Here is a 14,504-nt window from a genome sequence, read left to right on the forward strand (position 1 = left end):
TGGTCGACGCCGCTAGTCGAGGGCGTCGTCGTGATCGTCCGGCTTGTGTCCGGGGAGGACTTCGTCGGTTTTGTAGAACCCGAAGACATCGAGCGGATCCTGGTGCGTGGCGAGTTCCGGCATGAGGCTAACCACCGACAGCGACTGACGAAGATCCTCCGGGAGCGGAGAACGCAGATCGACCGGGGCGCCGGTTACTGGATGGCGGAAGCGCAACCAGGCGGCGTGCAGGAAGTGCCTTTTCCCGGGTAAGTCCACCAAGCGCCGACCGCCGCCTCCCCCGTATGTGTCATCACCGACCACCGGGTGGCCGATCGACGACAAGTGCACACGGATCTGATGCGTCCGGCCGCTGTGCAGGTGGGCCCGCAACAGGTCGGCCGAGTCGAAGCGACCGAGGCGCACGAAATCCGTTCGCGACATCCGTCCATCAGGGACGATCGTCATCTTGGTTCGGTCTCGTGGATCGCGGCCGATCGGCTTTTCCACCGAAATGTTGTCGGTAGCCAGATGTCCCCAGCACAGCGCCACGTAGCGGCGCGTCACTTTGCGGGCGGCCAGCGCCGCACTGAGCGACCGATGGGCGGCGTCGGTCTTGGCCACGATCAGCAGTCCAGAGGTGTCCTTATCGAGGCGATGCACCAGACCCGCGCGCTCCTCGCTGCCGCCGTCGGCCAGCGGCTCACCGCGACCGATCAGGGCGTTCACCAGCGTCCCCGTCCAGTTGCCTGGCGCGGGATGCACCACCATGCCGGCAGCCTTGTCGACCACGAGCAGATATTCGTCTTCGTAGACGATATCGAGCGGGATGTTCTCCGGCACGATATCCCGGCCCGGCGGCGGCGGAATGACGACGTGCAGCGAATCGCCGGCCAGGCTGCGATACGACGCCTTCTCGGCCTTGCCGTTGACCGTCACGTGTCCGTTCGCGATCAGCGTCGCGGACTGCGTCCGCGACAGCTCGCAGCGGCGTGACACGAGCAGATCGAGCCGTTCACCCACGTCTCCGCTGTCATTCGTGACGTCGAAGTCGTGTACGACTCCCGGATTGGCGTTCACGACGCCGCCGCTTGCTGCTGTGCCTTGTCCAACTGCCACAATGCGATCACGAGACAACCTGCTCCGATGGTAACGGCAGTGTCGGCCACGTTGAACGTCCAGAAGCGGACGTCGCCGAAGCCGATATCGATGAAATCCACAACGCCGTCTCGCAGCCGAATACGATCGAGCAGGTTGCCGATGGCCCCCCCGACCACGACGGGCACGCCAAACGCGGCGAGCCGTGAGATCCGGGTGAGGTCGGCCGTGGCGCGAATCAGCACCACGACAATCACGACGCTGAGCGCCGCAAAAATCCAGCGTGACGCAGGACCGAGGTGCATGCCGAAGGCCGCCCCCGGGTTGTACGCCAGCGTGAAACGCACCACGTCGCCGATGATCCGATGTGGAATATGGCGTGGTGCGAGGTACTCCACGGCGAGCGCCTTCGAGATCGCGTCGGCCGCTGTCACGAGGAAGACGAGCGTCCAGAATCGCGCCGTGGAAGCCGCCGCCGGCACATCGTTAACGACGGCCGACGCGGTGGCACTACGGGTCGGGTTGGTCATCGCGTCAGGTCGGCCGATTCTGTCGCCGCCGCCGCCGCGGCCGCGGCCGTCTCGCGCTTCTCTTCGCCCCACAACACCAGCGCTAGCAGAAACGCGCCGCCGCTGACGGCCATGTCGGCCACATTGAACGTGGGCCAGCGATGCGCCCCGAACCCGATATCGATGAAATCGACGACGCCCAAATCCGACCGGATCCGGTCGATCACATTACCGAGGGCACCCGCCGCCACGAGCGAAACGGCGAGCGCCTTGCGCAAGTCGTCTTGCGCCGTTTGCTGATAGAGGCGCCACAGGATCACGAGGGCGCCAAGCGTGAGCGCCATGAAGATCCAGCGCGAGTAGTCGCCCAGGTGCAGCCCGAAAGCCGCCCCGGGGTTGTAGACGAGCGCGAACCGGAACCAGTTCCCGAACACCGGATTGGATCCGCCGGCGGGCGCGAGCGTCGCGACCGCCACGGCCTTGGTGATCAGGTCGAGAACGAGGACAACCAGCAGGACAGGAATAGCGACGAGTGCCTTCACATCAGCCCTTTTTGGCGTCTTCCTCACGCTGCTTGCACGCAAAGCAGTAGCGCGCATGCGGCAAGGCGTCGAGTCGCTCGAAAGCGATGTCTTCCCCACACTGGTGGCATTTGCCGAAGGTCTCGGGCGACTTGTATAGACGACGCAGCGCCTGATCGATGTGGAAGAGGAAACGACCTTCCTGCGACGCGAACAGGAACGCCTTTTCGCGTTCCATGGCGTCGGTCCCCTGATCGGCCATATGGAAGGAGTAGGCGCTGGTATCGCCGTCGGCGTCACCGTTCGGTCCAAACGCTTCCCCGTGGTGCCCGAGCTCCTTCAGCACGCGCTTGCGCTCTTCGAGCAACCGCTTCTCGAAATGCTGCAACTGCTTTTTGGGCATCGGCTTCGACTTCTTGCCGTCCTTCGACGCGGCGTTGGATCCAGCCATTACGACCCTTCCTTGGTGAGCGCGAGGCGGATCGAACGTCCATCGACGTCCACCACCTGCGTCGCGGTCCACGTGGAACCGTTGCCATCTGCATGGAACGGCGAGCCTGCCTCCGTGCCGACCAGCAATCGCACGGCGAGCACCTCGTCGGCAATGCGTCCACGATGCGTGGCCACAGCGCCCTCCAGCTCCTCATCGCCGGCGATCGCCACCGCGATGCGGTCACTCACGTCCAGCTGCGCTTCCTTCCGGAGGCGTTGCACCTTGCTGATCACTTCGCGTGCCAGGCCTTCCGCCCGCAACTCCGGCGTAATCGTGGGGTCGAGCGCGACCCCGTATCCCCCGTTCTCCTGAACCACGGCGGCTCCCGAGGCGCGACGGATGATGGCGACGTCGTCGGGGGCAATCAAGCGTGGAATGCCCTCGACCTCGATCGTGACCGACTCGCCACCCGCCAATATACGGATGAGCTCGACTGGCATGTCGGGCACCGCCGCCGCCACCAGCGGTGTTTCCTTGCCGAACTTTTTGCCGAGCGTCCGGAAGTTGCCCTTCACCTCGAGCGACACCAGGGCGTCGGTCGAGCGCACGAACTCCACCAGCTTCACATTGATCTCGGACGCCAGCAACGCGCCCAGCTCCGATGCCGGTCCTGGATTACCGGGCACGACGCACTGCACCGACGGGAGCGGCTGACGCACGTTGATATCGGCCACATCGCGAGCCGCCCGCGCCAACCCCGCCAGCGTCCGGATGTCGTCCATCGCCGCCTCGAGCGTGTCGTCGACCGGCGTTCGGTCTGCCCGCGTATACGACGCGAGGTGCACCGAGGTTCCGGTCAGGGCCCGGTGCACGGCATCGGTCATGAACGGCGCGAACGGCGCCAGCAACCGGCACGTGACGGCCAGCACTTCGTGCAGCGTGGCGAACGCCGCCCGGTTGTCGGCGCTGTCTATTTCATAGAAGCGGGCACGCGACTGGCGGACGTACCACTTGGACACGTCGTCATCCATGAACTGCATCACACGCCGCGCGGCCAGTGTGGCGTCGTAATTGTTCAGATGCGCATCGACTTCGGCTTCCACGCGCGTAAGACGGGACAGAATCCAGCGATCGAGCGCCGGACGGTCGGCCACGGCCGGATCGTTCGCACTTGGGCTCCACCCGAAGTTGGCGTACTGCGCGAAGATGCCGTTGTAGACATTGCGGAAGGTGAGCAGGAAGCGTCCCGCCGTTTCGCGGATCGCGTTCTCGTCGAAGCGACGCGGCACCCACACCTGACTAGTGGCCACGAGGAACAGGCGCACCGCATCCGCCCCGTGTCGCTCGAGCACGTGCCATGGGTCGACGGTGTTGCCCTTGCTCTTCGACATCTTTTGCCCCTGCGCATCGAGCACGAGATCATTCACGACCACGTGGCGATACGGCGCGGCCGTACGATCGGCGTTGTTGGGCAACGCATCGCCAAGCCCAGTCGCGATGGCGATGAGCGAGTAGAACCAGCCGCGCGTCTGATCGACCCCTTCGCAGATGAAGTCGGCCGGGAACTGCGCCTCGACCTTGTCGCGGTTCTCGAAGGGATAGTGCCACTGCGCGAACGGCATGGAGCCCGAGTCGAACCAGGTGTCGATGACTTCCGGCACGCGACGCATGGTGCCCTTCCCCGACGGGGCCGGCCACGTGTACTGGTCGATGTGCGGCTTGTGCGGATCGAAATCCTCGGGCAGCGGCCGGCCGATGCGCGCGGCGAGATCGGCGTAACTGCCGATCACGTCGATCTCGGTGGCGTCTTCGTCGTTCACCCACACCGGGAGCGGCGTACCCCAGTAGCGGTCGCGCGAGATCGCCCAATCCACGTTGTTGGCCAGCCACTCACCGAAGCGGCCCGTGCCGACCTCGTTCGGATGCCAATCGACCGCCGCGTTGCGCGCCATCAGGCTTTCGCGCACGGCGGTGGTGCGTACGAACCACGAGCCACGCGCGTAGTACAGCAGTGGGGTGCCGCAGCGCCAACAGTGCGGATACGAGTGCGTGAAGGTCGTCGCCTTCCACAGCACGTCGCGCTCACGCAGCACTTCGATGATGCGCGCATCGGCCTTCTTGACGAACACGCCACCCACTTCCGGCACGTCGTCGGTGAACTCGCCGCGCGCCGTGACGGGCTGCAGGAAGGCGAGTCCATGACGCTGCCCGGCGCTATAGTCGTCGGCACCGAACGCCGGCGCCATGTGCACCACGCCGCTGCCGTCTTCCGCACTTACGAAATCTTCCGTCACGATGACTTCGTGACGGCCCTCGTCGGGATACGGCACCCAATCCAGCGGACGGCGATAGCGCTTGCCCGACAGGTCGGCGCCGGTCATCTGCCCGGTCACGTCCCAGCGATCGGCCCAGTCGGCACCGAGCACACCGGGTACGCGTGCTTCAGCCAAAATGATCGTCCACTCGGCGCCGCTCTTCTTGCGCAGTTCGATGTACGTGAGCGTGGGATTCACCGCGAGGGCGGTGTTCGACACCAGCGTCCACGGCGTGGTCGTCCACACCAGAATGCGACGACGCTGGGCCGGCGCGTGGCCATGCTCATCGAGCAAATCGAGCGCCACGTACACGCTCGGATCGTCGACGTCGTCGTAGCCCTGCGCCACCTCGTGGCTGGACAGCGCGGTGCCACAGCGCGCGCAGTACGGCAGGATCTTGTGCCCGCGCACCAGCAGCGACTTCTCGTGCAGCGTGCGCAGCGCCCACCACACCGACTCGACGAAGTTGTGCGAGTACGTGACGTACGGATCGTCGTAGTCGAGCCAATACGCCGTACGCTGCGATAACTTTTCCCAGTCGCCGCGGTACTTGAACACACTCTCGCGACAGCGCCGGTTGAACTCCGCCACGCCGGTTTGTTCGATCAACTGCTTGCCGCCAAGCTTCGCGATCTCCGAGGGATCGACGCCCTGCCGTGCCGCCTCTTCGCGCTGCAGCTCCTTCTCGACTTCGATTTCCACCGGCAGGCCGTGCGTGTCCCACCCGGCCTTCCGCGGCACGAAGTACCCCTGCATCGCACGGTGGCGGCAGAAGAGGTCCTTGATCGTGCGCGAGAACACGTGGTGAATGCCCGGGCGTCCGTTGGCCGTGGGCGGCCCCTCGTAGAACACGAACGGCGTGGCACCGGCGCGCGCGGCCTGTGCCCGCTCGAATAGCTGCTCGGCCTCCCAGCGCGCGAGCAGTTCCTGCTCGAAGGCGTCAGCGCCCGAGTCGGGGAGGAGCGGATACGTAGCGGTGTCCTGCGGTGCGGTCATGAGAGCGGGTAATTCGGAGCGTTCAGTCAGGCGGAGAAACGGCGCGGCGCGGACTTACAATCGCGCGATCACACCCTTCACGACGGTAGCAAGCTTGGGTTCGGCCGAACGGGCCACGCCCACGATCTGGGCGAGACTGGCCGGTTCGAGCGCATCGGGTAGGCACTTGTCGGTAATGATGGAGAGCCCCAGCACCCGCATGCCGCCGTGCAGCGCCACGATCACTTCCGGCACCGTGCTCATACCCACCACGTCGGCACCGATTCCACGCAAAAAGCGATACTCCGAGCGCGTTTCCAGATTGGGCCCCTGCACGGCCACGTACACGCCTTCGCGCAACGTGATGCCGTGCTGCGACGCCACCTCGCGCGCGAGCGCGCGCAACGCCGGATCATACGGTTCCGACATGTCGGGAAAGCGCGCGCCCAGCGTATCGTCGTTCGGACCGATGAGGGGATTGTCGCCCAGCAGATTGATGTGATCGGCGATCACCATCAGATCACCCGCGGCCCACAACGGATGCATGCCGCCGCAGGCGTTGCTCACGATCAGCGTGTCGGCGCCGAGCGCGCGGAGCACGCGCACGGGGAACGTGACCTGCTGCAGCGAGTAGCCTTCGTAGCGGTGGAAGCGGCCCTGCATCGCCACCACCGTCTTGCCGCCCAAGGTGCCGCACAACAGGCGACCCTTGTGCGATTCGACGGTGGACAGCGGAAAGTTCGGCAGGTCCTTGTATTCGATCGTCTGCTCCACGTCGATCTCGTCGGCCAGGCCACCAAGACCGGTGCCGAGGATGATCGCCACGTCGATCGGGCGCGGGAAGCGCGCGCGCACGGCCTGTGCGCACGCTTCGATACGCTCGCGAGCGTGCAAGCCGAGCGCGGGATGCGACAGTCCGACGGCCGTGTGTTCCTGCGTGTACTGCAGCGACGGCCGTGAATTCTGCGAGGCGCTCATGAGTCATCCTCGACGACATCGAGCCACGACGGCGTGGGGGCCGCGGGGCGTCGGGGCAACTCGCGGATCTCCTGTACCACCGAGGGCTCCGCGCGCACCGCCGACATCGTGCGGGGCGTAGTGAAATCGGGGATCGGTTCAGATTCCGCCGCGTTCAACTCGGTGAGCTGACGTTCGAGATGATGGCGCAGCTGCGCGAGGTAGCTGCGACGCGTGCGCCAGAGCGCCTGCACCTCGTCTTCGGTCCGACGCAGTTCATCGCGCACGCCCTGCAGCAGCTTGTCGGCTTCGGCCTGCGCTTCCCGCAGAATGAGCTGGGCTTCGCGCTCGGCCTGCTCCTTGATTTCGCCACGCAATTGCTGCGCACTCACGAGCGCCTCGTTCAGCGCCTTGTCGCGATCCCGAAACGACTTCAGCTGCTCATGAAAGTTGCGCGCCTTCTGATCGAGCTCCTGATTGGCGCGCGACATGCGCTCCAGTTCCTCGGCAACCTGCTCGCGGAACTGGTCCACACGTGCGCGGTCGTAGCCACGCAGTGCGTTGCCGAAATCGAAGCGCCGCGCGTCCAGCGCGGTGAGATGGAAGCCTTGGTAGCCGTCGTCCGCCATGCGAATTCCTGGGTGAATCAGGTCCGACTGCCGAACAGCACTGTGCCCAGCCGTACGTGCGTTGCGCCTTCTTCGACAGCGACTTCGTAGTCGCCCGACATGCCCATGCTCAGCCACTCGGCGCCAAACCCGGCCGCCTGCAGCTGTGTCCGCGCGTCCCGCGTGCCACGAAAGACAGCGCGCAACACCGACTCGTCGGCATCGAACGGCGCCATCGTCATGACACCCCGAACCCGCAGATTGCTGCATACGTGGAGGCGCTCAGCGATGGTTGGCAGGTCGTGCGGCGCGAACCCACTCTTGGTGGACTCGCCGCTCACGTTGACCTGCACCAGCACTTCGAGCACCCGCTGCGCCTCGCCAGCCGCCTCGTCGAGTGCCACGGCGAGCCGTTCGCTATCAAGACTGTGGACGAGATCGAACTTGGCGGCGTTCTTCGCCTTGTTACGCTGAAGGTGACCAATCAGGTGCCAGCGGACCGGCACCGTCACCTGCGCCATCTTTGATTCGGCTTCCTGCACTTTGTTTTCCCCGACATCGTGCACGCCGGCGTCCCACGCCGCCGTGACCGCGTCGGGGCCGTGCGTCTTCGTGACCGCGATCAGAGTGACATCCTGTCCGTGTCCTCCCCGTTCGCGTGCCGCGGCAATGCGCTCACGAACCTCCGCCACCATCGTTGCGACATGGTCCGAAATTGGCATAGCACATAAGGTTAGGGAGCATTGCACGACGACACAAGTAACGGGTCGTCGAACCGCTGCACTTGCGTGCACCGCAGCAGCGCCTGCATCTGCGTCACGGCGGCATCGGCGCCCGCCGGAATCGGCGCGAGCGCCGAGCGCGGGAGCTGCTCCCGTGCCCGCGCCAAGGCGGCCGCGTCGAGCGCGATCGCACCAGGTGCGGTCGTCGCCGACGGCGCATACACCAGCCCCTGCAGCGCCCAGCCCTGTGTCCGATCCACGCGGTCGCGATCAATACGCGACAGCAGCGCGCTCACGCGTACGTCGCGCCCGTCGTCGGTGGCGTGAACCATGATCGCGCGGAGCGTCGCCTCGAGTCCGGGCCAGGTGCGTACCGCCTCGGGCGGCAACAGCCGTCGCTCGGCAAGCGCTTCCCGATACCAGGTCGCGCCAAGCAGCGGCACGGTGACCACGGTCACATCCAGCCGATAATCCTCCACCTGCTGCAGATACCAGAGGGGAAACGTGTCGTTGTCACCGGCGGCCAGGAGCACACCCCGCTGCGGCACGGCGTCGAGCAAAAGTCGCGCGTACGTGCGCGGCAACGACGCGATCGGTTCACGGGTGCGATCCATCACCGTGCGATTCGCCACCAGCGGCACCGCGCCGATCAACAACGGCAATGCGGCGATCGGCGCGGGCAAACGCTTCGCGATGCTCGCCGAGATCGCGGCGAGGCCGGCCCCGGCCAACAGTCCCCAACTCCAGAAGCCGAGCACGAAGAAGTAGTCGCGTTCGCGCGCCTCGTGCACGGCGCCGGGCGGAATGAAGCTGCCGCCGAACGTGGGGCCAGCGCGCATGTTGAGCCAGAAGGCCACGCCCGCGGTGCCGCAGAGCAGCAGTACCGCCATCGCCCGACCCACGCGGGCCTCGTGACGCCACACCGCGCGTAGACCGAGCGCCGCCAGCCACACGAACGAGAGGGTAAGCATCGTCCGGGGAACCGACGGCGTCGGGAACGGATGGACGCCGAACGCGATCTGCCAGTCGGCCCATTCGAACACGTTGCCCAACTGCAGCCAGATCGGCGCCATCCGCGGCAGCAGTCCCGCCACGTCGTACTGCTCGCGGCGCAGCACCGCCGCCAGCGCCAGCAGCGAATCGGGATGCCCCGACGCCAGCTCGGCCCCTGCCGCGTACAGCAGCGGCAGCACCGCGACGGCCGATAGGCCAAGCAAGCCGAGCGCGCCCCAGCCCACGACGTCGATGAGGCGAACGCGCGGACCGGCCCAGGCAAACACGAGCGCCGCCGGCAGGGCCACCAGCACGCTCAAATGCAACGGCACCGCGAGGGCCGCGATAAACACGACGAGGGCGCGAGCGCGCTGGCGCGCATGGTCTGCCACGCCCGGACGGCCAGCGAACTCGCCCGCCGCCAGCATCAGCGCCGAGAAGAGTAGCGACACCGCATACACCTCGGTCTCGGTGGCGTTGCTCCACACGGTGGTCATCGTGCCGGCGACCACCGCGCCCACCACCGCGCCCCGTGAGCCGATCCACCGCTGCAGCATCGCGGCGCCGACGCCGCCCACCCAAGCGCTCGCCAACACCGAGAGCATGGTCACCGCGCGGGCCGGACCGGTATTGGAGAACGCCTTCGAGACCACGTGCGCGATGAGCACCCACAGCGGCGTCCCGGGGGGATGCGGAATGCCCAGCGTGCGCGCGGCGGTCACGAGTTCGGTAGCATCCCAGAATGTGAGATCGGGCGCTGCCGTGGCGAGATAGGCCGAAAAGAGCACCACCATCGCCAGCACCGGGGCGATGACCGTTCTGGGCATCTGAACGCGCGCGCGCGGCAACGCAGGTCGCGCGGTCATCCGGTGGACTTCACGGCGCGACCGGCGAGCAGATCACGCAGCTGCACCGGCGTCAGCCGAACCTGCAAGGCGCCGTCGCGTGCCACCGACACCACGGCTGTTTCCTCGGAGACGACGATCACGATGGCATCCGTCTCTTCAGCGAGTCCCAAGGCCGCGCGATGGCGTGTGCCAAGGGAGCGATGTCCCACGGCACCTTGCGACAGCGGCAGAATGCAGCCGGCGCCGACGATCGTGTCGCCACGAATGATCACGGCGCCATCGTGCAGCGGCGAATAGGGCGTGAAGATCGTCGTGAGCAGATCAGCCGATACTTTCGCCTGCAGCGACGACCCACTGTCGATGAAATCGGACAGCGGCACATCGCGTTCGATGGCGATGATCGCGCCCACACCCGAGCGCGACAGCCGGTCGACGGCATCGGCAATGTCGTCTTCGACCGGTCCCTGTTCGACGCGTTTGAACAGACGGGTGACCGGCGCCTGTCCGAGGTGCGCCAGCGCGGCGCGCAGTTCGGGCTGAAAGATGATCAGCAGCGCGAACACACCGTACGTGAACACCAACCCCAAGAGGTAGGTGATCATGGTGAGTTGCAGCAGCGACGCGATGGCGTACGCCGCCACCAACACCGCGACACCGCCGAGAATCTGGAGGGCGCGCGTACCGTGAATGAGCAGCAGGATCCGATAGAACACCAACGCGACGACCCCGATTTCGAGGCCGTCGCGCCATGTGAACTGCGTCGTGATCTGCACCACCTGCTCGTTGGCGAGGCCCGTCACGCCGGACCCACGCCACGGTGGCGTGCCCCCTTACGCAGGAGCGATTTCCGGGCCGCCCAGCATCGGCGGCAGGATCGGGCGGGCGGCCGGAGCCGCCGGTGTGGCGAGCGGTTGCGTCGTCATCGGCATGTCAGGCGGCAGGCGCGGCGGCAGCTCCTTGCCGGCCTTGAGCAGCAGGATGTCGTCGCGCGTGAGCGTCTCGCGTTCGAGCAGCTGCGTCGCCACGATATCGAGCAGCGAACGATGCTCGGTGAGCACGGCGACGGCCCGGGCATGCGCCTCGAACGCCACCCGCTTCACTTCGGAATCAACCAGCTGCGCCGTCTGCTCGGACACTTCACGGCGCGACTGGATGTCGCGACCGAGGAAGAGCTCCTGCTCCACGTCGCCGACGAGGATCGGTCCGATGGTGTCGGAGAGACCCCACTGCGTGACGTAGCGACGCGCGATGCTGGTGGCCTGTTGAATGTCACTGGCCGCACCGGTGGTCACGCGGTTGTGACCGAACACGATCTCTTCGGCCGCACGTCCGCCGTACGCCATGACCAGCTTTGCTTCGAGCTGTTCACGCGTGACCGACACGCGGTCGTCCTCGGGGAGCGTGAAGGCGATACCAAGGGCACGACCGCGCGGGACGATGGTGACCTTGTGCAACGGATCGTTGCCATAGACCATCATCGCGCACACGGCATGTCCGGCTTCGTGGAACGCCGTGAGCCGGCGTTCGTCGTCCTTCATCACCAGCGACTTGCGCTCGGCACCCAGCATGACGCGATCCTTCGCTTCCTCGAGATCACTCATGTAGATCTTGTCGTGTCCCTTACGGGCCGCGAGCAACGCGCCTTCATTCACGAGATTCGCCAGGTCTGCTCCGGCCATACCCGGGGTGCCACGGGCCAGCGAGTGCACGCTCACGTCATCCGCCTGCGGCTTGTTGCGCAGGTGGACCTTGAGAATGCCTTCACGGCCGCGGAGATCCGGCGCGTCGACCACGATCTGGCGGTCGAAACGACCCGGGCGCAGCAGCGCAGGATCGAGCACATCGGGGCGGTTCGTGGCGGCGATGAGGATCACGCCGTCGTTCGACTCGAAGCCGTCCATTTCCACGAGCAGCTGGTTGAGCGTCTGCTCGCGCTCGTCGTGCCCACCACCCATACCCGAGCCGCGATGACGGCCAACGGCATCGATTTCGTCGATGAAGATGATGCACGGCGCGTGCGCCTTGCCCTGCTCGAAGAGATCGCGCACGCGAGACGCACCGACACCGACGAACATTTCCACGAAGTCGGAGCCCGACATCGAGAAGAACGGGCGTCCAGCTTCACCGGCCACGGCCTTCGCGAGCAGCGTCTTACCGGTACCCGGCGGACCGACCAGGAGCGCACCCTTCGGCAGGCGCCCACCGAGCTTGGTGAACTTCTGCGGGTCTTTCAGGAACTCGATGATTTCCTGCAGTTCGACCTTCGCTTCGTCGGCACCGGCCACGTCGGCGAAGGTGATCTTCGGCGTGTCGCCGCTGAGCAGCTTCGCCTTGCTCTTGCCGAACGAGAACGCCTTGTTGCCGCCGGCCTGCATCTGACGGAACAGGAAGATCCAGAAACCGATGAGCAGCACGTACGGCAGCATGGTGATGAGCAGGCTGCCGAAGTTGGCCCGCGGCTCGCTGGCGTTGGTGCGCACACCACGCTCGAAGAGGCGCGCCTGCTCCTTCTCGGCCGAACCCGGCACCAGACGCGTGACAAACTTCCGCGCCTCGCGGTTGTTCACGCGCACCGGCTGGTTGAATTGACCGGCCAGCACGTTGTCGGTCTGGAACGTGGCCGTCTTGATGTTGCCGACTTCCAACTGCTGTCGATACGCGTTGTAATCGAGCTCCGGTGCCTGCGTCTCGCGGCCGTTCCCATACGTCAGGAACGCGACCGGAATCAGGATCACGAGGATCCAGAACGACAGCGTTTTCGAGAAGCGTCCCCAGTTGAACGGCTTCTTCGGCGAGGGCGTCATGTTTGGTGCCATAGGTTGACCGCCTTACTGCAGGCTGGCGACGTACGGGAGGTGCCGAAAATTCTCGGCATGGTCTAGCCCGTAGCCAACCAGAAATTCGTGCGGTGCATCGAACCCGATGAACCGCGTGGGATGATGAAGCTCTGTCGCGATGTGCTTGTGCAGCAGCGCGCAGATTTCCAGCGAACGCGGCTTCCGGTCACCCAACAGCTCGATCAGGCGATTGAGCGTGCGGCCGGAGTCCACGATGTCTTCAACTAACAGAATGTGTTTCCCCTCCAATTCCGTTTCCGGATCGTAGAGGAGACGCACTACGCCGCTCGATTCCATTGCATCGCCGTACGACGACGCCACGAGAAAATCGACCTGCAAGGGCCGGGCGATGTGACGCACCAGATCGCTGAGGAAGATGAAGCTGCCCTTGAGGAGTCCAAGCACGAGCAGATCGCCGTCGGGATACGCCGCCGTGATGTCCGCGCCCAGTTCCTGCACGCGCGCTTCGATGGCGTCGGCGTCGTACACGATCCGCCGGACGGCACGACCGTCGAGACGGGGATCTTCTGCGATGGGTTTGCTCTGCTCAGTCAAACTCGGGCTCACACCGGTACCAGATCAACTCCGGCCGACCGGGCCGAGACGGTGCCGTGAGACCACGGCATACCCCAGGAACCCACACCGGCTCGTTGTCCACGAGTACGACCGGCCATGACGGCCGATCCAGTGCAGGTACATGTGCTTCTGAAAAGTACCGCGTCACGCGCCTCCCTGCTGGGGCACCAGCGGTTCGGATGCGATCTCCTGCGGTCCAGACGCGCAGCGCGACCTGTTCGCCACGGGGGATCCCCATGGTCCACAGGTCCTGCTCAGCGGCACTGGCCGATGACGGCGCCGTGTGCAATCGTCGCCACCGGAACCGTCCGAACCGTGGTGGCAACGCCTCCGAGGCACCCAACCATGCTCGCGTACTGTGGGGCGACCGCTGGGACGACGCTCGCCGCACTTCGAACCGATCGCCGGGTGGCTCGCCCGGGGCGGCACGGCGTCGCAATACGATCGCTGCGCCGGACACGAGAATCCTCGAGCCACCTCGACCTGCCGTGGTAAACTTCACGAGCTCACGAGTTCCTTTCGCATCGAGCGTCACACCAGCGCGGGCACAGATCGCCGGCCACAGCACCGCCCGCCCCTCGCGCGTCGTGGACTCCAGCGCCGCCGCCGGGCACGACACGCGCTCGCACGACGGCGCAACCACCACTCCGATCGCGTCGACGTGCCGCTCCACATCGCGTCGCCAGGTGGCCGCCTGATCGGCGATCGCGAGGATCTGGTCCGAGAACCCGGGCGTTGCCGCCTCGAGCGCGGGCAGCAGTTCGTGGCGCACGCGACCGCGCAGGAAGGCGCGCGACACGTTCATCGGATCCTCGAGATAGGCCACCTTCTCGAGCACGGCCCATCGCGCCAGCTCGGCCCGCGACACGCCGAGCCAGGGACGCACCACACGCGAGGGCGCCGCCAGCGCCGCCATTCCGCGGGCACCCGCCCCGCGCAACAGCCGCATCACGACAGTCTCGAGCTGATCGTCGCGCGTATGCGCCGTGGCCACACGCGCCTTGAAGGCGCGAGCGATCCGGCCCAGAAAGTCCCAGCGCGCGGCGCGCCAAGCCGCTTCGCTCTGCCCCGGCGTGGGGGGGGGGGGGGGCCGCCCCGCCCCCCCCACGCCCCCCCCCACCGCCGCCCCCCCC

13 protein-coding genes are annotated in these 14,504 nt (G+C 66.2%); all 13 read right to left on the reverse strand.

The genetic code is table 11. The annotated features are described in order from the left end of the window. Nucleotides 1-12: 12 nt before the first annotated feature. Complete coding sequence (locus tag RMP10_RS04685; RefSeq protein ID WP_310569246.1) at nucleotides 13-1,059, reverse strand: RluA family pseudouridine synthase; 1,047 nt, start codon at nucleotides 1,057-1,059, stop codon at nucleotides 13-15. Then, a complete protein-coding gene (gene lspA, locus RMP10_RS04690) occupies nucleotides 1,056-1,607 on the reverse strand; it encodes a signal peptidase II (protein WP_310569247.1) in 552 nt (183 codons plus the stop codon). The genes RMP10_RS04685 and lspA (RMP10_RS04690) overlap by 4 nt, the downstream gene beginning before the upstream one ends. Further along, entirely contained in the window at nucleotides 1,604-2,128 is a 525-nt protein-coding gene (gene lspA, locus RMP10_RS04695) for a signal peptidase II (RefSeq protein WP_310569248.1), read from the reverse strand. The genes lspA (RMP10_RS04690) and lspA (RMP10_RS04695) overlap by 4 nt, the downstream gene beginning before the upstream one ends. A 1-nt stretch (nucleotide 2,129) precedes the next feature. After that, nucleotides 2,130-2,558, reverse strand: a complete 429-nt coding sequence (locus RMP10_RS04700) for a TraR/DksA C4-type zinc finger protein (RefSeq protein ID WP_310569249.1) — start codon at nucleotides 2,556-2,558, stop codon at nucleotides 2,130-2,132. Continuing rightward, nucleotides 2,558-5,851 carry an isoleucine--tRNA ligase gene (gene ileS / locus RMP10_RS04705; RefSeq protein ID WP_310569250.1) on the reverse strand — a complete coding sequence of 1,098 codons (3,294 nt, stop codon included), beginning with the start codon at nucleotides 5,849-5,851 and terminating at the stop codon, nucleotides 2,558-2,560. Before ileS ends, RMP10_RS04700 begins: the two co-directional genes overlap by 1 nt. 54 nt (nucleotides 5,852-5,905) lie before the next feature. After that, nucleotides 5,906-6,724 (reverse strand): purine-nucleoside phosphorylase, encoded by an 819-nt coding sequence (locus RMP10_RS04710; protein ID WP_345785774.1) that lies wholly within the window; start codon nucleotides 6,722-6,724, stop codon nucleotides 5,906-5,908. Nucleotides 6,725-6,804: 80 nt separating this feature from the next. Beyond that, nucleotides 6,805-7,416, reverse strand: coding sequence for a DivIVA domain-containing protein (locus RMP10_RS04715; RefSeq protein ID WP_310569252.1), 612 nt, complete (start codon nucleotides 7,414-7,416; stop codon nucleotides 6,805-6,807). Nucleotides 7,417-7,433: 17 nt separating this feature from the next. Beyond that, nucleotides 7,434-8,117 carry a YggS family pyridoxal phosphate-dependent enzyme gene (locus RMP10_RS04720; RefSeq protein ID WP_310569253.1) on the reverse strand — a complete coding sequence of 228 codons (684 nt, stop codon included), beginning with the start codon at nucleotides 8,115-8,117 and terminating at the stop codon, nucleotides 7,434-7,436. A gap of 11 nt (nucleotides 8,118-8,128) precedes the next feature. Continuing rightward, on the reverse strand, nucleotides 8,129-9,976 hold the full coding sequence (locus RMP10_RS04725) for a DUF2723 domain-containing protein (protein WP_310569254.1): 1,848 nt from the start codon (nucleotides 9,974-9,976) through the stop codon (nucleotides 8,129-8,131). Beyond that, nucleotides 9,973-10,758 carry a diadenylate cyclase CdaA gene (cdaA, locus tag RMP10_RS04730; protein ID WP_310569255.1) on the reverse strand — a complete coding sequence of 262 codons (786 nt, stop codon included), beginning with the start codon at nucleotides 10,756-10,758 and terminating at the stop codon, nucleotides 9,973-9,975. The genes RMP10_RS04725 and cdaA overlap by 4 nt, the downstream gene beginning before the upstream one ends. A gap of 30 nt (nucleotides 10,759-10,788) precedes the next feature. Further along, nucleotides 10,789-12,774, reverse strand: a complete 1,986-nt coding sequence (ftsH, locus tag RMP10_RS04735) for an ATP-dependent zinc metalloprotease FtsH (RefSeq protein WP_310569256.1) — start codon at nucleotides 12,772-12,774, stop codon at nucleotides 10,789-10,791. A gap of 12 nt (nucleotides 12,775-12,786) precedes the next feature. Further along, on the reverse strand, nucleotides 12,787-13,350 hold the full coding sequence (gene hpt, locus RMP10_RS04740; protein ID WP_309668827.1) for a hypoxanthine phosphoribosyltransferase: 564 nt from the start codon (nucleotides 13,348-13,350) through the stop codon (nucleotides 12,787-12,789). Continuing rightward, on the reverse strand, nucleotides 13,343-14,504 hold a 1,162-nt coding region (gene tilS, locus RMP10_RS04745; protein ID WP_310569257.1), incomplete at its 5' end, for a tRNA lysidine(34) synthetase TilS. The genes hpt and tilS, both read right to left, overlap by 8 nt.

The organism is Gemmatimonas sp. (assembly GCF_031426495.1).
In the GTDB taxonomy this organism is placed as follows: Bacteria; Gemmatimonadota; Gemmatimonadetes; order Gemmatimonadales; family Gemmatimonadaceae; genus Gemmatimonas.

What these genes read in the sequence shown, in the direction of transcription:
- lspA (WP_310569247.1), bottom strand. Translation starts at nt 1,607, where the DNA reads ATGACCAACCCGACCCGTAGTGCCACCGCGTCGGCCGTCGTTAACGAT.
- RMP10_RS04700 (WP_310569249.1), bottom strand. Translation starts at nt 2,558, where the DNA reads ATGGCTGGATCCAACGCCGCGTCGAAGGACGGCAAGAAGTCGAAGCCG.
- ileS (WP_310569250.1), bottom strand. Translation starts at nt 5,851, where the DNA reads ATGACCGCACCGCAGGACACCGCTACGTATCCGCTCCTCCCCGACTCG.
- RMP10_RS04715 (WP_310569252.1), bottom strand. Translation starts at nt 7,416, where the DNA reads ATGGCGGACGACGGCTACCAAGGCTTCCATCTCACCGCGCTGGACGCG.
- RMP10_RS04720 (WP_310569253.1), bottom strand. Translation starts at nt 8,117, where the DNA reads ATGCCAATTTCGGACCATGTCGCAACGATGGTGGCGGAGGTTCGTGAG.
- RMP10_RS04725 (WP_310569254.1), bottom strand. Translation starts at nt 9,976, where the DNA reads ATGACCGCGCGACCTGCGTTGCCGCGCGCGCGCGTTCAGATGCCCAGA.
- ftsH (WP_310569256.1), bottom strand. Translation starts at nt 12,774, where the DNA reads ATGGCACCAAACATGACGCCCTCGCCGAAGAAGCCGTTCAACTGGGGA.